Annotated in this window: 20 protein-coding genes; 11 read left to right on the forward strand and 9 right to left on the reverse strand. The window is 63.5% G+C overall.

What is annotated here, in order from left to right; genetic code table 11:
- Positions 1-28: 28 nt before the first annotated feature.
- Positions 29-1,498: a high affinity choline transporter 1 gene (locus CDN99_RS03575; RefSeq protein ID WP_088382699.1), complete on the reverse strand. Its 1,470-nt coding sequence runs from the start codon at positions 1,496-1,498 to the stop codon at positions 29-31.
- A 178-nt stretch (positions 1,499-1,676) separates the two neighbouring features.
- On the opposite strand from CDN99_RS03575, the gene CDN99_RS03580 reads away from it, so the two are divergent.
- The 9 genes from CDN99_RS03580 (at position 1,677) to CDN99_RS03610 (ending at position 7,265) form a co-directional block, all read left to right on the forward strand.
- Entirely contained in the window at positions 1,677-1,856 is a 180-nt protein-coding gene (locus CDN99_RS03580; RefSeq protein WP_088382700.1) for a hypothetical protein, read from the forward strand.
- 67 nt (positions 1,857-1,923) lie between these two features.
- Positions 1,924-2,145 carry a hypothetical protein gene (locus CDN99_RS28010; RefSeq protein ID WP_141100608.1) on the forward strand — a complete coding sequence of 74 codons (222 nt, stop codon included), beginning with the start codon at positions 1,924-1,926 and terminating at the stop codon, positions 2,143-2,145.
- A gap of 82 nt (positions 2,146-2,227) precedes the next feature.
- Positions 2,228-2,827 carry a hypothetical protein gene (locus tag CDN99_RS28015; protein WP_141100609.1) on the forward strand — a complete coding sequence of 200 codons (600 nt, stop codon included), beginning with the start codon at positions 2,228-2,230 and terminating at the stop codon, positions 2,825-2,827.
- Positions 2,820-3,134 carry a hypothetical protein gene (locus CDN99_RS28580; RefSeq protein ID WP_158218739.1) on the forward strand — a complete coding sequence of 105 codons (315 nt, stop codon included), beginning with the start codon at positions 2,820-2,822 and terminating at the stop codon, positions 3,132-3,134. Before CDN99_RS28015 ends, CDN99_RS28580 begins: the two co-directional genes overlap by 8 nt.
- Positions 3,131-3,949, forward strand: coding sequence for a type III secretion system inner membrane ring lipoprotein SctJ (sctJ, locus tag CDN99_RS03590; protein WP_259374707.1), 819 nt, complete (start codon positions 3,131-3,133; stop codon positions 3,947-3,949). The genes CDN99_RS28580 and sctJ overlap by 4 nt, the downstream gene beginning before the upstream one ends.
- Entirely contained in the window at positions 3,946-4,620 is a 675-nt protein-coding gene (locus tag CDN99_RS28020) for a hypothetical protein (protein ID WP_141100610.1), read from the forward strand. Before sctJ ends, CDN99_RS28020 begins: the two co-directional genes overlap by 4 nt.
- On the forward strand, positions 4,617-5,279 hold the full coding sequence (locus tag CDN99_RS03600; RefSeq protein WP_141100611.1) for a GNAT family N-acetyltransferase: 663 nt from the start codon (positions 4,617-4,619) through the stop codon (positions 5,277-5,279). The genes CDN99_RS28020 and CDN99_RS03600 overlap by 4 nt, the downstream gene beginning before the upstream one ends.
- A gap of 11 nt (positions 5,280-5,290) precedes the next feature.
- Positions 5,291-6,091, forward strand: coding sequence for a type III secretion system export apparatus subunit SctT (gene sctT / locus CDN99_RS03605; RefSeq protein ID WP_088382705.1), 801 nt, complete (start codon positions 5,291-5,293; stop codon positions 6,089-6,091).
- A 31-nt stretch (positions 6,092-6,122) separates the two neighbouring features.
- Complete coding sequence (locus CDN99_RS03610) at positions 6,123-7,265, forward strand: EscU/YscU/HrcU family type III secretion system export apparatus switch protein (protein WP_088382706.1); 1,143 nt, start codon at positions 6,123-6,125, stop codon at positions 7,263-7,265.
- A gap of 52 nt (positions 7,266-7,317) precedes the next feature.
- On the opposite strand, the gene CDN99_RS03615 is transcribed toward CDN99_RS03610, so the two are convergent.
- The 8 genes from CDN99_RS03615 to CDN99_RS03645 form a co-directional block, all read right to left on the reverse strand.
- Positions 7,318-7,692: a hypothetical protein gene (locus CDN99_RS03615; protein WP_141100612.1), complete on the reverse strand. Its 375-nt coding sequence runs from the start codon at positions 7,690-7,692 to the stop codon at positions 7,318-7,320.
- A 110-nt stretch (positions 7,693-7,802) separates the two neighbouring features.
- Positions 7,803-9,158, reverse strand: coding sequence for a FliI/YscN family ATPase (locus tag CDN99_RS03620; protein ID WP_088382708.1), 1,356 nt, complete (start codon positions 9,156-9,158; stop codon positions 7,803-7,805).
- Positions 9,152-10,426, reverse strand: coding sequence for a hypothetical protein (locus tag CDN99_RS03625; protein WP_088382709.1), 1,275 nt, complete (start codon positions 10,424-10,426; stop codon positions 9,152-9,154). The genes CDN99_RS03620 and CDN99_RS03625 overlap by 7 nt, the downstream gene beginning before the upstream one ends.
- 1 nt (position 10,427) lies before the next feature.
- Positions 10,428-12,578, reverse strand: coding sequence for an FHIPEP family type III secretion protein (locus CDN99_RS03630; RefSeq protein WP_088382710.1), 2,151 nt, complete (start codon positions 12,576-12,578; stop codon positions 10,428-10,430).
- Positions 12,579-12,642: 64 nt separating this feature from the next.
- The gene (locus CDN99_RS03635) at positions 12,643-13,848 is read right to left on the reverse strand and encodes a hypothetical protein (RefSeq protein ID WP_141100613.1); all 1,206 of its coding nucleotides are present in this window, start codon (positions 13,846-13,848) and stop codon (positions 12,643-12,645) included.
- 36 nt (positions 13,849-13,884) lie between these two features.
- Positions 13,885-15,729 carry a type III secretion system outer membrane ring subunit SctC gene (sctC, locus tag CDN99_RS03640; RefSeq protein WP_088382712.1) on the reverse strand — a complete coding sequence of 615 codons (1,845 nt, stop codon included), beginning with the start codon at positions 15,727-15,729 and terminating at the stop codon, positions 13,885-13,887.
- A gap of 1 nt (position 15,730) precedes the next feature.
- Positions 15,731-15,940 carry a hypothetical protein gene (locus CDN99_RS28025; RefSeq protein ID WP_141100614.1) on the reverse strand — a complete coding sequence of 70 codons (210 nt, stop codon included), beginning with the start codon at positions 15,938-15,940 and terminating at the stop codon, positions 15,731-15,733.
- Complete coding sequence (locus CDN99_RS03645; RefSeq protein WP_088382713.1) at positions 15,937-16,659, reverse strand: FliH/SctL family protein; 723 nt, start codon at positions 16,657-16,659, stop codon at positions 15,937-15,939. The genes CDN99_RS28025 and CDN99_RS03645 overlap by 4 nt, the downstream gene beginning before the upstream one ends.
- A 324-nt stretch (positions 16,660-16,983) precedes the next feature.
- Here CDN99_RS03645 and CDN99_RS03650 point away from each other — a divergent pair, with 324 nt between their 5' ends.
- Positions 16,984-17,907 (forward strand): FliM/FliN family flagellar motor switch protein, encoded by a 924-nt coding sequence (locus CDN99_RS03650; protein ID WP_158218741.1) that lies wholly within the window; start codon positions 16,984-16,986, stop codon positions 17,905-17,907.
- Positions 17,889-18,596, forward strand: coding sequence for a type III secretion system export apparatus subunit SctR (gene sctR, locus CDN99_RS03655; RefSeq protein ID WP_088382715.1), 708 nt, complete (start codon positions 17,889-17,891; stop codon positions 18,594-18,596). Before CDN99_RS03650 ends, sctR begins: the two co-directional genes overlap by 19 nt.
- Positions 18,597-18,600: the final 4 nt, after the last annotated feature.

Consider the following 18,600-nt stretch of genomic DNA (forward strand, 5'->3'; position numbering starts at 1 on the left):
GGCGATGCGTCGCGGAATCGCCTCAGGGTCAGGCCGCCTGACTCGCGGCCGATCCGCCACCGCCGGCCAGGCGGTGATGCGAGCCCTGCACGTCGCGGATCGCCTGGGGACCCAGGGACCCGAGCAGCATGCCGACGATGCCTGCCAGGAAGCCGGCCAGTTGCGCCGGGAACTGCTCGCCCGCGGGCGTCATCAGGAACAGCAACCAGGCGATCACGCCCAGCACGATCGCGAAGATCGCGCCTTGCGTCGTCGCGCGCTTCCAGTACAGCCCGAAAACCAGCGGCACGAAAGCGCCGACCAGGGTCACCTGGTAGGCCCCGGAGACCATTTCATAGATCGAGGTGCCCTGCAGCGCGATCGCGTAGGCGCAGACGCAGGCAGAGAACAGCAGCACCGCGATCCGCATGGTGCGCAGCTCCTGCTTGTCCGACACACGCGGGAAGAATTGGCGCCAGATGTTTTCGACGAAGGTCACCGACGGTGCCAGCAGCGTGGCAGACGCGGTCGACTTCAGCGCCGACAGCAACGCGCCGAAGAAGATCACCTGCATCACGAACGGCATGCGGTCGATCACCAGCGTGGGGATGACCTTCTGCGGATCCTCGGCGATCAACTGCTTGGCCTCCTCCGGCATGATGATCAGCGCGCTGACGACGATGAACATCGGCACGAAGGCGAACAGGATGTAGCAGATGCCGCCGATCACCGGGCCGCGCGTGGCGGCGTACTCGTTCTTGGCGGACATGACACGCTGGAACACATCCTGCTGCGGGATCGAGCCCAACATCATCGTGATCGCCGCGCCGATGAAGAAGACGATGTCGTGGAAGCTCGGCTCGGGCAGGAACTTGAACATGTCCTGGCTGGTCGCCAGCGCGATGACCTTGTCGGCGCCGCCCGCCTTGTCCGCGGCGAACCACGCGATGATCGACAGACCGACCACCAGGATGATCATCTGGATGAAGTCCGTCACCGCCACCGACCACATGCCTCCGAACAGCGTGTAAGCCAGGATCGACGCGGTGCCGATCACCATGCCCACCGGCACGCTGATCGCGCCCCCCGACAGCAGGTTGAACACCAGGCCCAGCGCGGTGACCTGCGCGGACACCCAGCCCAGGTAGGACAGGATGATGATGAAGCTGCAGACGACCTCGACGACGCGGCCGTAGCGCTCGCGGTAATAGTCGCTGATCGTCAGCAGCGTCATGCGGTACAGCTTGGCCGCGAAGAACAAGCCCACCAGGATCAGGCACGACCCGGCGCCGAACGGATCCTCCACCACCCCGTTCAAGCCGGTCTGCACGAACTTGGCCGGGATGCCCAGCACCGTCTCGGAGCCGAACCACGTCGCGAAAGTGGTGGTGACGATCATCACCAGCGGCAGATGCCGCCCGGCGATGGCGAAATCCGTCGTGTTCTTCACCCGTTTGGCGGCCCACAGACCGATCGCGATGGTGACAAGCAAGTAGAGGATGACCAGGGTCAGGAGCATGGCAGCGGGCCTTGGGAAAACAAGAACAGGGGAGTCCGGCTTACAAAAATGCGCGCGGATTATCCCCGGAACGTCAACTCTCGCTACTCCGGGAGACCCCGGGCCTCATGAACCCTGTTTTCAAGTCTTCGACTGAAGAAGCCGCAGCGCGCATGCGTTGTCTTCCAAGGAGTACTTCATGTTTCCCCAATCCAATCAATGGCTCACCGCCAGCCAGTACCTGCAACAGTCTGTGCAGAACGGCGTGCAGGACGTCGAGGATCAGCGTTCGGTTCAGCAGCTGCAGAACCTGAAACGTCAGACGGCCAACGAGCAGCGCAACAAGAACGTCGAAATCGCTCAGGGCGTGAAGCTCTGATGCCCCTACGCCGCCCCACAAGCTGGGGCGGCGACTCCCCATCACATTCAATCAAGATTGACTTTCCATGTCTGGACCTACCACCAACAACACGTTTTATGCCCCGCCGCCGCCGCCGTCCTACGCGCAAGGTTTCCTTGCAGGCATGAACGGCGCCGCTGGCCTTGGCGGAATGGGCTTCGGCGGCATGAGCGGTATGGGCGCGTTCGCCAGCGCCTTTGCCGGCAGCTTCCTCGGCAACGCTATGGGCCAATGCGCCCATAACCGCGGCTTCGGCTTCGGCTACTGACGCCCCACGGGCTCCCGTCTGGTCCAACGCAATCGGCGCGCCCGGCGGGAGCCCTTTCCTCCCCCCCGCAGATATTCAACCCATGCCTGAAATTCTCAACAGCTCCGAGACGCTTCTGGAGAAGCGAGCCTGCGTCGCAACCTTGATGGACGAACACCCGGAAATCTTCGCCCGTCCCAACCAGCACAGCACCTGGGTGGAATTCGCGCAGCAGAACAAGACCCCCGACGACCACGAGCAACGGATCATCGATCAGGCCACCGGCCGCATTCATCAGGTCATGCGGGCGGCCCAGGATCGCACGCCACCGCAGTTCGACATGAAGGAAATGCTGAACACCGTTCGCGACCAAGGGATCGGCGACTTCGAGGCCGACCCGCGCGTGCTGGAAATCGCCTCGCCTGACGCCACGGCCGACGACGATGGCCCGCGCGATGACGCTTTACAAGGAAGCCATCAAGACTGGCGCTGCCAATGGTGGAGAGTTGAACGAAACGCTCGAAGGCGCCTTTGGCGAACTGCCGGCGGAGACCCCCTTCATGCGCGCGTTGGTGGACACGGCCAAGCGCATCGTCCTGATCGACCTGCGTCACGCGATGCAGCAAGACTGAGAGAGAGACCGCCCCATGCAATTGCCTCCACTTCCCACACGTGTCGTCGACGCCGCGACCACCATGGCTGAGTCCACTGCCAGAGGCGGCTCTTCTTTCAAGCGCGCCCTGGCGCAGGTGGACGCCATCCAGCGTCCCTTATCGCCAGCTTTGGATGGCGCAATGTCCAATGGCCCGGCAAAGGGCTTGATGGCTGCGTACTCCGAAGGGCAACGGCGAATCGACCGGCTGATGACGCGCACGCGCCTCACCGGCAATGCAGACAACGCGCCGGAGCTTGCGCTGGTCATGGTCGACCAGACCGTCCGCGGCGATCTGGTGGCCAAGGCCATCGGCAAGGGCATATCCGGCATCCAACAGCTGAGCACCTTGACGTGAGGTCACGATCGACACGATCGGGCCGGCCTTGCGCCGCGCGCGCGCTGGCGTGCGCGGTATTGTTGGCGTCGACGCTCGCGGCCTGTTCTGGTTCGATCGATCTGTATACCGGCCTGAGCGAGAAGGACGCCAATGAAGTCACGGCGGAGCTCGATCGCCATGGCCTGAGCGCGTCGAAGATTCCCGGCGGAAAGCTGCTGTTCGCGGTTCGAGTGCCTCAGGACCGCTTCGCTTCGGCGGTTGCGATTCTGCAGGCGGCAGGATTGCCTCGCAGTTCGTTCAGCCGCATGGGTGATATCTTCAAGAAGGACGGCATGATCTCCACGCCGACCGAGGAACGAGCCCGCTTCCTGTCGGCGCTGTCCCAGGAACTCGAAAGCACGCTGTCACAGATCGACGGCGTCGTACTGGCACGAGTCCATCCCGTCCTGCCAGAGCGCATCGTGCCGGGCGAGCCCGTGCTTCCGTCCTCCTGTTCGATCCTGATCAAGCATGTGCCCGGCTGGAACACGGCCGCCTACGAACCACGCATCCGCAAGCTGGTTCTGGCAGGGATTCCGGGCTTGTCCGACGCACCCGAGAAAGTCGCGGTGGTGTTCGTTCCCGCCGAATCGACCTCAGCCGCCGGCCGGGCCGCCAATCCTCAGGACTTCAGCACTGATAAGACCGGGGCGCCGGCTGGCTGGCTCATTGGCGTGCTGGCGATCGTCATCGGCATCGGCGGCCCCTCCAGTTGGCTGCTATGGCAGCGTCGCCGCACGGGCCTGGCGAAAGCGACGGGCGATGAACCGCAGCCCAAGCCCAACTTGCCATGACTGTCGACGCAGCAATCGATGCGGACGCGAGTTGGGTTGAGCTCTGGTTCGAGCCTTGGCTACAGATGCAACCTGCTTGGTGGACCGAACTCGGCAACCAATCTGGCGGCGAACCCGGCCCCTCCGATCTGCCGGCGCGATACCGCGAGGCCGGCCCCTCGTTGCGTCTCGCCTATCGCTGGTTCTGCAAACAGTTTGACATCCATGCAGACGCGGCATTCCCCTTCGAACACCTGGCGGCCCTGCCACCGCATCTGCCGCTGGATGGTCAAGCGCTCGAACGTGTCGCGCTGTCGCTGGGTCGCATCGCCTATGTCAGTCATTGCATGGCGAACTCGCGTAGGGCGCTGGCTCATCTGTTCTCAGCGGAACACGGTGACACTGTCTTCTGGCGCGACGCGCTCAGACAGGCCAAGGCGCGACCGATGAGCGCGGCCGGGGCCCCTCCGCCGAGCGACGGCTCCGCTATCGCTTTGCAGCGTTGGGCTATTCCGCTCATGGCGCGATTGATCGACGACGCGCTGCCTGGCGCCTGGGCTCGATTGCGTCTGCGCTGCGATCCCGCGATCGTCCGCGCGTCGACATTGCAATCCTCGCCCTCTCCCGGTCTGCGCCGCCAGGCCTGGCGCGTCTGGCGCTCCGATGCGGCCGCCCCCCATTCCCTCTTATGAACACAAGACAACTTCAGCGGGATGGACGTGATGTCCTCCCCGACCCGAGCACCCTCCTCTGGCGCCGAGCCGTCCCCGAGGACGCCGAGGAACTGATCCGCATCTATAACGAGTCTGTTTCTGGAGGCGGGCACTCGCCGGCGCTTGTGGTGGGCAACACGCAGGACATGCGCGTCATCGTCGAACAAAGCCGCCGCATGGGCTGGCCGATGTGGGTGATGAATGCGCCCACCGACGCCGGCGACGCGCAGGGGAACGCTACAACCGCCCGGCCTCCAGTCGCCTGGGCTTTCCTGCGCCCGATCGCCTGGGCGCCGGAGGCTTGCAGCAGTACTGGTGATCTGTGGCTCTACGTCTCACGCGACTGGCAAGGCAGCGGTATCGCGATGCGCATGATCCGCCGCGTGTTCAGAGAGTGCCGACGCCATGGCTTCGATGCCATCACCTGCTGGATCCTCGGCAGCAACCGCCGCAGCCTCTCGCTGGTGAGGGCATGTCGACTGACGCGATGGGGCAACTTGCCTGCGGTCGTCGACTATGGCGGCTTGCGCTTCGATCTCGAGATCTGGGGCTGCAAACTTGACGATCCCGTCTGGCTCGCTCACATGGATCGATTGGAGCGCCGTCACGCGCGCCTGGACGCGCGCCGCTCCGTCTGAAGGTGTCCGCCATGCGCCTCGACAACCCCTTCGATCTGTTCCTGATCCTTCAGGTGACGGCGCTGGCCATGGCGCGCGCCATTGGCATGACGTTGTTTCTGCCATTCCTGTCGCGGCAGCAGACCTCCGGCATGGTCCGCACGGCGATCTGCCTGGGGCTGTCGCTGCCGACCGCCGCGACGCTGTGGCCTGGCTTCATCAGTGCCCCACCGGGCATGGCCGCGCTCGTGCTGATCGCGATCAAGGAGGCTTTGCTCGGCGCGCTGCTGGGCATGCTGGTCGCGCTTCCCTTCTGGACTGTGCGCGGCATGGGAACATTGATTGACAACCAACGCGGCGCGAATGCAGCCCAGCAGGCCAACCCGGCGCTTCAAGCCGACGCGACCCTGCTCGGCGAATTGTCCGAACGCGCGCTTGTCGCGTTTCTTATCGATCTGGGGTTGCTGCAGACCGCGTTCACCGCACTTGCCGCCAGTCATGCGCAGTGGCCGGTGCTCGAGATGTTTCCCGTCTTCGACACGGCGCGACAGCATGCCGTCTTTCAGGCGTTAGGAAGTTGCATTGCCCAGGCGGTATTGCTCGCGGGACCCGCATTGCTCCTGCTTCTGCTGATCGAGCTGGCCCTGGCCATCTCCAGTACGGCGGTGCAGGGCTTCGACGTCTACGCGTCGGCAATGGCAGTGAAGACACTGTCCGCGCTGCTCATCTTCGCCCTGATCGCAGTGCCGTTGTTCGACAAGGTCGCCGGCGACACGTTGCAATGGTGGCAGGAGGGTGTGATGGACACGCTCGGCTTGCGGCCATTGCGCTGAGCAGCGCGCCGGCGTATCAGGCAGTTCGTCCATGGCTGAAAAGAACCTTCCCCCGACCGAGTCTCGCAAGCGGCAAGCTCGAGAAGACGGACACCTCGGCGTCAGCCAGGACTCGTTGAAGATCCTGCGCTTGCTGCTGATGTCCGAAGTCGCCTTCGCCACCGAGCCACTCTGGCGAGGCCTGATCGCCGAGATGCTGGACGCGGGACTGCGCCAGGTCGAGCGGCCGCTGGATCTGGATTTCTCCATGGCGTGGTCCTCATTCCTGCAGGTACTGGTCGTTCTACTGATCCTGGCCCTGTTGCCGGCACTGACCGCAGTCATCGGCACGTTGGCGCAGACGAAGTTCAATGTCGCGCCGAAGACCTTGGGCAAGGGTTTTGACAAGCTCAATCCCGGCAACAACCTGAAGAACCTATTTTCAGGTCAGAAGCTCGTGATGGCGGCCCTGGGTCCCATTCGCAGCAGCATGTTGCTGGTGGTGGCTTGGCTGAAGATTCGCTCGGAACTGCCCGATGTAGCGCAGGCCTTCCGAGCCAACGCGGAACAAGGCTGGTCGATGGCGCTGGAATTGCTGCACGGTCTTGAACGTCAATGCATTGTGGTGCTGGTGCTGTTGATCGTGACCGACATCCTGCTTCAACGCTATCTGACCTACCGCCAGCTACGAATGGACATCAGCGAGGTCAAGCGCGACCACAAGCAGAACGAAGGCGATCCGATGCTGAAGGGGATGCGCAAACACATCGCCAAAGAGATCGTCATGAGCGACGGTCCGCCACCTCAGACGCGACCGAGCGCGGTGGTCGTCAATCCGGAACATATCGCCGTGGCGCTCTTTTACGACCCCGAGATCACCGAGGTGCCGCTGGTGCTGGAGAAGCTTGGCGATCAAGAGGCGCTGGCCCTTCGTCGCAAGGCGCGGGAGGACGGCATCCCGGTTGTTCGCTATGTCGGTCTGGCGCGTCACTTGATGGCCTCCGGCCAAGTTGGACAGCCGGTGCCCGAGTACACCTTCCGTGCCGTGGCGCTCCTGCTGCGCGTCATCGAAGAGTACGAGCGGCGCGCGCCGGAGATTCTCCGCCCTGTCCTCAGACCCGGAGAGCATGAACACCATGTGGATCTGGCCGAGGTGGATGATGCACTCGGAGATTCGATGCTCTCATTGGGCTGAGAAACGCACCGTCGAACCTCGCGGCCCATCGCCGACGCTTCACGTCGATCGATCAAGCCTCACGCAGTTGCTCCTCGAGCAACGAGTACTTTTCTCTCCGCCGCGCCAGCGCCCTTTGCCGATCGAGTGCCTCGCCGAGCGCGAGTTCCGCGGCGTCTCGATCGCGCGCTCGATCGGCGACATGTCGACGTGAGACCTCGATGCGATCGATCTGTGCCTGGTCGTCCTCGCGCCAACGTTGCAATGAGCGCGCTTCGCCGGCTTCGGCCTGACACGCCGCGCGCAGCTGGTCCCGCTGGAGCGCCACGTCGGCGATGCACGCTCGAAGCGCGTGATCCGCGTCGATCAAGGCGCGCTGAGCGTTTTCACTGGCCCGCTGGGCGCGGAGAAGCTCGGCGTCCGCCATCGCCGCGCGACGACTGGCCAACGCTCCGATCAGACGAACGCCGGAAAGGCGAGGGTCAGGAGGGGCCGGCGTTTCGAACTCGTGAGGTCCGCGGCGAGCTTGCGGCCGCTCCTCGTGGGCCCGAGTCGCGCTCATGTGGCGCCGGCAGTCAACGTCTTCAGGCGCGCCATGCTGTCATCCCACGGGGCGGGCTCGCGTGTGTCCTGCCGCAGGAAGTCAATCACTCGCGGGTGATCGGCAACGATGCGGTCTGTTTCGGCGTCCAGGCCCGGCCGATATTCACCAAGTCGAACCATCAGTTCCATGTCCCGATAGCCGGACAGCACCTGTCGGATGCGGTTGGCGGCGCGACTGTGCTCGCGCGGCACGATGTTGGACATCACTCGGCTCAGGCTTGCAAGCACATCGACGGCGGGATACTGGCCTTGTTCGGCCAGCTTGCGGGACAGCACGATATGTCCATCCAACAATGACACCGCTTCCTCGCTGATTGGGTCGGAGCGCAGTTCACCTTCCAGGAGCACGGTGTAGAGCGCCGTGATTGATCCCCCCGCGGCATTGCCCGCGCGCTCGATCAAACGAGGCAATAGCGCATAAACCGACGGGGGAAAGCCGGCGCGGGCGGGGGCTTCACCGGCGGCCAGACCGATTTCGCGCTGAGCTCGCGCCAGTCGAGTCAGAGAGTCCACCATCAGCAGCACATTCAGGCCTTGATCGCGCAAACCTTCGGCAATCGCAGTCGCGGTGAAGGCCGCACGCACGCGCTCGATCGATGTGCGGTCGGAGGTCGCGCACACGATCACCGTGCGGGACATCAATGCCGGATCGAACTCGTGCTCCGTGAATTCGCGCACCTCGCGACCTCGCTCCCCGATCAGGCCAACGACGATCGCATCTGCCGGGCTACCTCGCCCGGCGGCCGCCATGAGCGTTGTCTTGCCGCATCCCGGGCCGGCGAAGAGACCAACACGCTGCCCCTGTCCCACCGTCAACAGCATGTCGAGGCTGCGAATCCCGGTCGGAAAACGGTCCTTGATCCGCCAACGTTCGACTGGTGGAGGGGCGTCGGCAATGACTCGACGTAGCGTGACACCGTCGGCGCCGGGACTCAGCTTCGGGCCCCCGTCGAGCGGATCACCGAAGCCGTCGAGAATGCGCCCCAATAATTGTCGACCGACGGCCACCTGATGCACGGTACGCAACGGCCGGATCACGCAGCCGCCGGAAATCCCTTCCAGCGCCATCAATGAAGAGAGCAGCACTTTGGGTCCGGTGAAACCAACCACCTCGCACCGCCAGACCTTCGCCGGATCGTCCGGGTGGTACACCTCACAGAGCTCCCCGATGCTGGCGCCGGGCACCGTGCCCTCTATGAGCATGCCCAGCACCCGGTCCACTTGACCCAACTGCCGCGTCAGCGGCACGGAGGCCATCGCCGCGGCAACCCCCGCCGCATGACGCTCGGCAATCGCTAGCGGCGTCACCATGGCACCTGCACCTTACGGGGGCCATCGAACACGAGTGCTCCCGGGCGAATCTCCGCCAATCGCCAGGCCCCCGTGCGATCGCCGGGCTCAAGTCGACGACCGTCGGTCAGGATGACAAGACTGCGTGGGCCGAGCAACACCTCCTGGATATCGAACGGCAGCGTGATCGGATCCTGGCCGGGGGATCTCACCACAAGTCGATGACCGGGCGCTGCACCGCCGGCGATAGCGACGCCTTCGTGTGCCGCTCCGGTCAACGTCTCGGCATCACCGGCCAACTGTTCTGTCGGCGTTGCCTGGGGCCCCTTGTCGACTGCAGGTTCAGGTGCGATCTCGGTTTGAGTGACCTTGCTGGAGACGGCAGAAGCTGTCACCGCATTGTCGGCGGCTGACGCTTCCCCCGTCACACCGAGCATTCGCCGCGTGGCATCGGCTATCGCTGCCACTGGATCGACTGCCGCTCGACTGCGCCCCACGCCAGTCCGCGCGGTAGCGAAGCTCGCCTGCCAGATCAATGCACCGATCCCCAGGATCGTCGACAACAAGCCGGCGGCGACGATCGCCCGCGCCAGTCCCTGCGAGGAGTGCAGTTGCCGTGCGGTGCCATGACTGCGTGCGTCAGCCACCATATCCGAAGCATCGAGCAGCGCTTCGTTCAACTCGATCCGGCTGTCATTCATCGACGCACCGTCGACGCCATTGGAAGCCTCAGCGGCTGTCAAGGCCGGCGACGAAGCAGGCGGAGACCATGCCTCCCACGGCGCCCGCGACGCGCGAACCGCCAACCACGTGTCTGCCGCTCGAAACACCTCGCCGGCCTGTAGTCGCACGCATTGGCCAATCTCGACCATTGCTCCCGATGCGACACGCACGCCATCGGCAAGCGCCTCCAACGTCACCTCTCCTGCCTCGGTCATCGCAAGGCGCAACTGCGTCGAAGCTATGCCTTCATCCAGTAGAAGCACATCCGCGGCGTCATCGGAGCCAACGATCAAAGCATCCAGGATCGGCATTGCCGCCCCAGCCTGCAGACCGGTCAGCACGCGCAGTTCCGGCATGTCGCCACGCGCATCCACGCTCACGCCATCGGTTTCCTCGGCTTCCAGATCTCCAGCCAGGTCAGGCGCGGGGACTTCATTTCCGTTCTCGCCGAGATCATCCAGAAAGAACTCCTGGTCAGCAAAAGCTTCGTCATCGGCCCAGGCCTGATCGCCGTCATCGCCACCGAGGTCGCGAGCCTGCGTCTCCGTCATATCCAGCGCCGCCATGTCAATGCAGATCGGACAGCGAGGCGCCATCCAGCGGCACGCTGATCACCGAGCGTACGTTGACGCGATAGTCCGGCGGGAGTTCCGACATGCCGATAACGCCCAAGTCCGGCATCCGGTCTGCCATCAGCTTGCGCACATGAGCTCGCACATCCTGAGCGCAGACCAGCACCACTCGGCCGCCGTCAACGGCGGCGAGATAGGCGACGGCAGTCTCGTCGAGGATCGCATCGGTCATGTCGGCATCCAGCGCGAGGAAGTCCCCATAGGCGGTCTGGCGGATGGCGGCTCGGATCTGAGACTCCAGCTCGCTATCGAGCATCAACGCACGCAACTCCTTGCGTATCGCATAGGCGTCGCAGATCTCCCGCTGCAAGGCGGCCCGGATGCACTCGGCCAGAACCGCCGGGTCTCGCTCCCGCGGGCCCCAATCGATCAGCGCGTTGAGGATCATCGGTAGATTCCTGATGCTCACCTGCTCGGCGAGCAAGCGACGCAGCACCTCGGCCATTCGGCTGACGGGCACGGCGCGTTCCAGTTCCTTGGCGACTTCGGGCGTCTTGCGCGCCGCCCATGCAACGATGCGCTGGGACTCTTCCACGCCGAAGTAGCTCGAACCGACGCGAAGCAGAGTTTCGCCAGCCAAGTCCGCCAGACGCTGCCAGCAATCGCCCAGGTCGAACGGCTTCGGTGTCAGTGCCAGCGCTGTGGCTTCCGGCAGCCATACGCGAGGTGCGCAAGCCTGTCCGCCGCGCGGCTCGACCTGCTCCGCCGACAGGCCGAGATCCGCGACGTCGCCCCGAACCCAGGTGCAAGTAAGAAGATCCTCACGCAAGAACAGGGAGAAGACGCGGACCTCTCCATGACAGAACTCGATGTCCGCATCTTCCAGATCGACGTCAAGGTCGGCATCGATTTCGGGGGTCACCAAGGCCAGTCGACGCACGAGATCATTGCGTGTCATGCGGCAGACGTTGATCGCGCGCTGCGCCCGTTCCGGATCGATGCGGCTGCTGACCCGAATCGTGAACGGCCGAACGATGTTGAAGTCTCGCATCGCCTCGATGTCGCTGGCGCGCCGGAGCGTTTCCTCCTGCTCGGCCTTCAGCTTTCGATGCATTGCTGTCAGGCCAACTGCCGCGGAGCCACCCGCCAGGCCGATGAACGCCAGAACGGGCATGCCTGGCAACAATCCGAAGGCCAACATCGCACCGCTCGCGGTGACCCAGGCTTTGGGTTGATGCAGCAATTGCGCTGTCAACTCGGCGCCGATCGCGTGCCCCCCGGTGGGTTTGGACACTCGCGTGACCAACAGGCCCGCCGTCATCGACATCAGCAGCGCTGGAATCTGAGCTACCAAACCGTCGCCGATGGTAAGAATCGAATAGACATGCAGCGCTTCAGACGCGCCCATGCCACGCTGCAGCACGCCAACTGACAAGCCACCGAGCAGGTTTACCAGAACGATGACGATCCCCACGATCGCGTCGCCCTTCGCGAACTTCATCGTGCCGTCCATTGCGCCAAAGAACTGGCTCTCCTCGGTCAGCCCGTCGCGCTGAGCTTTCGCCTCTTCCTGGGTGATGCCGCCCGCCTTGCGCTCCATGTCGATGGCCATCTGCCGGCCCGGCATGGCATCCAGAGAGAAGCGCGCGGCGACTTCGGCGACGCGTTCCGAGCCCTTGGTGATGACAATGAACTGAACAACGGTCAGCACGAGGAACACCACCAAGCCGACCACCAGATTGCCTCCGACGACGATTTCGCCGAACGCCGCGATGATGTGCCCCGCCTCCGCATTGAGCAGGATCTGCCGCGTGCTCGCCACGCTCAGAGCGACTCGAAACAGAGTCGTGACGAGGAACAAGGAGGGGAACGCGGACAGCCCCGTGGTTTGCCGAATCTGCATCACCAAGACGATGAGGAAGGCGGACACGCACAGATTGATCGCGATCAGCAGGTCCAACAGCCACGTCGGCACCGGCAGCAGCATCGCGAAAACGACCGCGACAACCAATGCGGTGACAACCACCTCTGCGCGCTCGCCACGCGGCGCGATATGTTTGGCAAGTGCCGCAGCAGAGGATCCTGCGGATGTGAGAGTGGAGCGCGCATCGGGTTTCACCGAGCGGCGGGAGGGTAGCAAGGCCATGATGGCGTTCAGTCGCCGACGTCCCGCTGCAGTTCGTCACCGGAATTTGCTGGCTTCGCAGTCCTCAGAGCCGACTTCTGATGGGGCCCGCCCGGTTCAGTACACCGCGTCGCACCAAATCTTCGGTATTGGCATTGCGTAGCTCGGTCTCGACCATGGATTTGGCATCCACGCTGATCCAGACAGTCATCGGAAGTTGATCTTGAACCTCGATCAGCATTTGGCGTTGCGTTCGCGTCCGCGCATCACCGTTGATCTTCATCACGGTGCTCATGCGACCCAGCGAGGCCAATGGTGACGGTGCCGACGTTGTATCCAGTATCCATCGCGAGACTTTGCGAACCTCCTCCGCATCGTCCGCGCCGACACAGCCTCCCGCCTTCATCAACCGTGATCCACTGCGTCCGACTTCACGCAGCAGTCCCATCGTGCGCAACAGCGCTACCGAGAGGCCGACTTCAGCCATCGGCGACACACCTCGCTCCCCACGTGAACGGCGAATCGCTTGTGCCTCGAGTTTGGAGAGTCCATCCGGGCCAAGCGCGCTTGCGGTGTCGAGTACAAGTTTCGGCGACAGTGGGGAAAGCAGCAACGAGTGCAACGGCGAATGAGTGTCCGCCCGTTGGGCGCCGCCCCGGGAACCGCCAGTAGCCACATCAGTGGCTGCCACCAGTCGGCGCACGGTTCCGATGGCGTCAGTCTCAAACCTGCGTAAATGCGCCTCCAGCCGCTCTGCTTCCGGCCCGGTCTTCATCTGCTCCAACGCCAGTCGCATCAGGGCGAAGCGTTCGGCAGAAGGCATGTTTTCTGGGCTCACCTCATCCAACGCATCCTCCGCCCGTCCCTGGACCCAAAGCGTCGCGAAGCGCTCCGCTCGCTGGCGAATCTGCGCGTATCCGTCCTGACCGGCAATCTGACGCATCAACTCGCGCACGTGCTCGATACGCATCAATCCCTCGACTCTCTCCGCCTTGAGCTCGCGCGCGTCCCGATCCTCGTCGTGAGTCTCAATCTCCTCGCGTTCACTCATTCCGAAGGTAATCTCTTCGGCGCCATCACCCAGCCCCGTATCCACCATGGCAAGGGCCGTGAGATCCGCGCGTGCAAACGTCGGGGATGTCGCGACGTTCGGAGACGGCGATTTCTGCGCCTGGGACTCGATGTAGCGCCGATCACCTACCTCTCGTGGACGGACATCGGCGGGGCTTTGTGCCGTTGTCTGCGTCTGATGGAATGCACTCAGGTCTGCCGAACGATTGATCGTGCTCATGGAACGAAGCGATGGGGGATAAGGTTTGCGCGCCGCTCAGGGTAGTGCGCGAGCGGTAAGAATGAACAGCCGCTCGCGTTCATCGCTGAGCGTGCTGTCGCTGCGGAACAGGGCGCCGATCAGTGGCACCGAAGACAGCCCGGGCACGCGGCTGTTCGAGGTCTGCTGATTCTGCCGGCGGTACCCGCCGATCACCAGCGACTCGCCGGGTCGCACGACCGCCTCGGTGCTGACCGCGCTATTGCCCACACGAGGAGGGGCGCCGTCGGCTCCATTGGCCGACAGTTGTCCGTCCTCGATGTCCAAGGTGACGCGAATGCCGTGATCCTTTCCGGCCCTTTCGTCGCTGGAGTCGCTGGTGTCGCCCACGATGCTCGGTGTCACTTTCAGCAGGGTGCCGGCCGTGATGGTGCGTAAATCAGAGTTGCGCTCGCCCACGAGCTTCACGTAGGCAGACTGATTCATGTCGAGCAGTGCACCAACGTTGTCCATCGTCAACACCGATGGGCGGGACAGCACCTGCGCCTGGCCGCTCGACTCAAGCGCTCGCAACCTCATCTGCAATCGATCGGACGCCCACAGCGCCATGGTGGATCCACTAACGCCGGTACCTGGCGATGCGCCAGCGCCGATGTTTCCGCCGCCACTCACGGCGAATCGAGCCGCGCCGGAACCTCCCTCGACCTCTAGCGACCAATCGCGCAGCGCATTGACGCTGACGTCGAGGATGGTGACATTGATCTCAATCAAACGGCTCGGTATGTCCAGCTCGCCGATGATGGCGCGGTACTCCTCTCGACGGGACGGAAGGTCCCAGACGAGCACAGCATTCAATGGTGCGTAGGCCGCGATGGAAGGAACGAACTCCGTGTTGGCCTTGGCATCCGGGCCGTAGCGATTGGCTCCAGACATCAATCGACCAACTTGCGCGGCATCAACCGTCGCGGGAGCTGGAAAGAGCGCGCCCGAGGGATTTCCAGCCCTGGCCATGGCGGACGCCGCCTCGCCTGTCGGGATCGGTAGATTTGCCGCGGCAAACCCAGACGGCACGCCGTTGGAAGACGCGTCAGGGCCACCCATCAGTTGCGTCGCCAATGTCGCCCAGGAATCGTCCCGATTGCGACCCGAATTGCCCATGTCCGGCTTGGAAAATGCGGCGGCCTCTCGCCACGCGGAGTTCGCCTGTTGACTACTCTGCAGAACCTGATTGAGGGTCGAAACCAAGCCGGGCATGGTTACGCTGCGCTCACGCGTGCGCATTTCTCGATCTGACGCGGAGGCGTAGTGCAGCCTGAAGATCATCAGTTGGGGCCGCTCGCGGCGCACGCCAGCACTTGCTGGAATGACCAGTGCCCGCCGCACAAGCGCGACGTAGGCCTGCGGCCCCGATACCAGGGCAGTCGGCGGGTCGCCATCAAACTCGCCCCAGCCGAATCGACTTTCGAGCAAGCCAATGCCAATCAGCGCCTCACGCGCGTCGGAAGGGCTTTGCGTCCCGAGCTGCAGGCGCTCACTGACTGCGGTCGATCGGGCCGACACATGCAGTACACCCTGATAGACAAACCAGTCCAGACCTTGCGCATCGGCCAAGCGGTCGAGAAATTCCGCCGGTGAGGCGCCTTTTCCGCCCAGGCTGACGGCTCGCCGACCCAACGCGGGATCGGCCAGCTTCAGTTCAAGTCCGAGCGTCGACGCAAAGCGCGCGAGGACTTGCGAGAGCGGCAGATCTTGTTCAGATCGATAGCTATAGAGCGTGTCCCGCCAGCCGGCAGGTGCCACGGCCACCGCGTCGTGCGTCGCCGGGCCAAAGGGGCCCGCCAGTGCGGCAGCGCAAAGTACTGCGCGGCACGCGGCCAGCGAGCTCAACCGATGAGCGCTCATGTCAGCGAATCTCGTTCACGATCTTGCGTAGCAACCCCTGATGCTGATCGACCGAAGCCTTCAGAATCATGTTGTTGACCTGCATGTGCCGACGGATGTCTGCGAAACGAGCGCTTTGGTCCGGCGGGAGACCTTGCAGCTCGACCATCAGGCGATCCTGTCCAGTCGATGCGGCAAGTGCTTGGCGCGCTGTGAAACTATTGACATTCATGCGAGATTCTCCTTAACAAGGGGGGAATTGATTGATTGGGATGGCGCGTCCATCAGAACGACGCCTGGCGGCCCGAGCGCATCGATCAACGCGCGCACGTTGTCGCCATATGTAGCGCGCAAGCTTCCCGCGGCGTGGGTCAACTCGCAGTGCCCACGTGCCAACGTGACGTCAGAGATCAGTGCCCATCCGGCGCCTTTCGCGAGCTCTCTCAACGCATCCAGATCGTCGGGATGCACTCGCAGTTGAGGATCTCCCTCGCCACGCATGGCGCGCCATTCATCGAGCAACAGATGTGCACTCGACTGAATCGCCAGATCGGGAGGCACAGCGAGCAACAGGCGACGCGCGGCCTGCCGTGAAATCTCCACGATCAGCGTTTCCATGGCTTGCGTCAATTGACGACGCTCGTCTGCAAGTGCCGTGGCGATGCGAGCAGTCTCCGCCAATGCACTGCGATGGATCTCCGCTTCGCTCGCGGCCGCGCGTTGCACAGCGGCCTCACGTGACTTCCATCGCCATTGCCACTCTCGCGCACGCGACTTTCTCAGACGTTGCGCGCACGCCCAACGCACGCGCTTGACCAAATCAGAAGTCGAACGCACGACATCCAGAGACTCTCGCCTCAACACGATGTTCGTCCCGGAATTCTGATCATCGTCGATCCGATGAGCGATCCCAGACAACGAGTGGCGATGAGCAATCCAAACGCGATTCATGCACGGCTAGTGAAACGCGCCCTCGCTATGGTTCATCGCTTGCGTTGGACAGACGAGAACGGTTTTCCTGAGACACGGCACTGACGGACCTCGTCTCTGCCCACCAGCCCTCGCTCGGACCTCATTCCCACAATGTTCGTCGGCATCTCCACTGCTCCCGCCTGTCCCATGCCGTGGACGCAACTCGCCACTACCGGCGGGACCATTGGCAAGCCTTCGCCACTGCGTCTTCCTGTCCGAGACGTCATGGTCGTTCGACTACGCAATTTCCTGCGATCGACTTGTCGCTGGCAAGTTGTCAACGAACGCTCTCCATGGGAGTTCGTGGAACTCATCCTCTCTCATGGCAATGAGGCCCAAGGGCGATTTGGTACCGACGATTCACTGGCCCCACGCCTGCGCAGCCTCTGCGGGGACATGCTACTGACCGACGATGCGCTGATCACGCTCGCGACCGGCATTCATCTGCCAACAGAAGGCGATGTGGAGACGCGCGAGGCCCTACTGCGCCTCGCTTGTGCCCACTGGCCATCGGACCTGCTGGAGCCGTTCGGCGGCGTGCTCGAACTCACGCTCACGGCATGCGGCATGAGTCAAGAGGTCGATTCGTCGATGCACACCGCGCTGTTGACTCTTGGCGCACGCGATGGAACGCGTCACACATTCTTTCTACGAGCCTCGGCCGAGACACTGTTGCACTTCGTCGAACGCGCCGGCTGGCATCGGCAGCCGCGACGCGGGCCTTTGCCCGCGGCGATCGCGGCCATTCGACCACCTGGTGGCCTGGGAATCGGTCGTGTGCGTCTCGCTTTGCCGCAACTGTCTTCCCTCCGGGTCGGAGATGCGTTGTGGCTCCCCCCCAACGAGCGAAGCGACACCGCGCCGATCTCACTCGTCGCTGGCAGCAGACCTGTTCATTTAGGTCATGTTCAGCTCGCCTCCAGCCAGTTTCTGGGATGGGGCTCCGAGGGGGCGGCGATATCAAATCTCTACCAAGCCTTCTCACCCCCAACGGAGCCCCGCCAAGTGGACGCCTTGACCGTAGACCTTGACTTCATCGTCGGCCGACTCGCGATGACAGTCGGCGAATTGAGCGCTCTGTCCGCTGGACAGGTTGTGCAGCTCGACGCCCTTCTCCCCGCCCATGTGCGCATCGTCGCCCACGGCACGGAACTTGGCAGTGGACAGCTGGTGGAGATCGAAGGTCGCTTGGCCGTCGAGATCGTCGAATGGGGAGCACCGCGGTGACGTCTTCGGGATTCGATCCGATCGCACTGGCCCTGCTACTGGGCGGACTTGCCCTGCTGCCGCTGTTGTTGGTCTGCACGACCAGCTTTCTGAAGATATCGATGGTGTTGATGATCGTTCGCAACGCATTGGGTGTGCAACAGGTCCCGCCCGGCATCGCGCTCAATGGCATGGCACTCGCTGCCACGCTTTTCGTGATGGCGCCCGTTCTCAACGAGGTCGTGAGCCGATTGCCGATCGATCTGTCCGGCGCCGCGGCGCACGGTCCTTCCAGGGACTCCGGCGCGCGCGCCAAGCCAAGCAAGGTCGGTCTACCAGAACTCGCGTATGCGGCAGAGCCTTTACGCGGTTTCATGCTCGCCAACACGCTGCCGGAACGTCGTCAGAAGTTCCTGGATCTCGCCCGCCAGCAGTGGCGCCAGACGGCGATGGAGCCTCCCAAGGAAACCGACTACGTCGTGCTCATCCCATGCTTCGTCGTCAGCGAACTCGAGCTCGCGCTCAAGGCCGGCTTCGTCCTCTACGTTCCTTTCGTGGTGATCGACCTGCTGCTTTCCAACTTGCTGTTGGCGTTGGGCATGCAAATGGTGTCGCCGATGGTGGTGTCGCTGCCGCTGAAGATCCTGCTGTTCGTGTTGCTCGACGGCTGGACCCGACTCTTCGACGGCTTGGTCCGTTCCTACGCGTGAGGAC

Origin of the sequence: Roseateles aquatilis (assembly GCF_002205645.1) — a bacterium.
Lineage (GTDB): Bacteria > Pseudomonadota > Gammaproteobacteria > Burkholderiales > Burkholderiaceae_C > Roseateles > Roseateles aquatilis.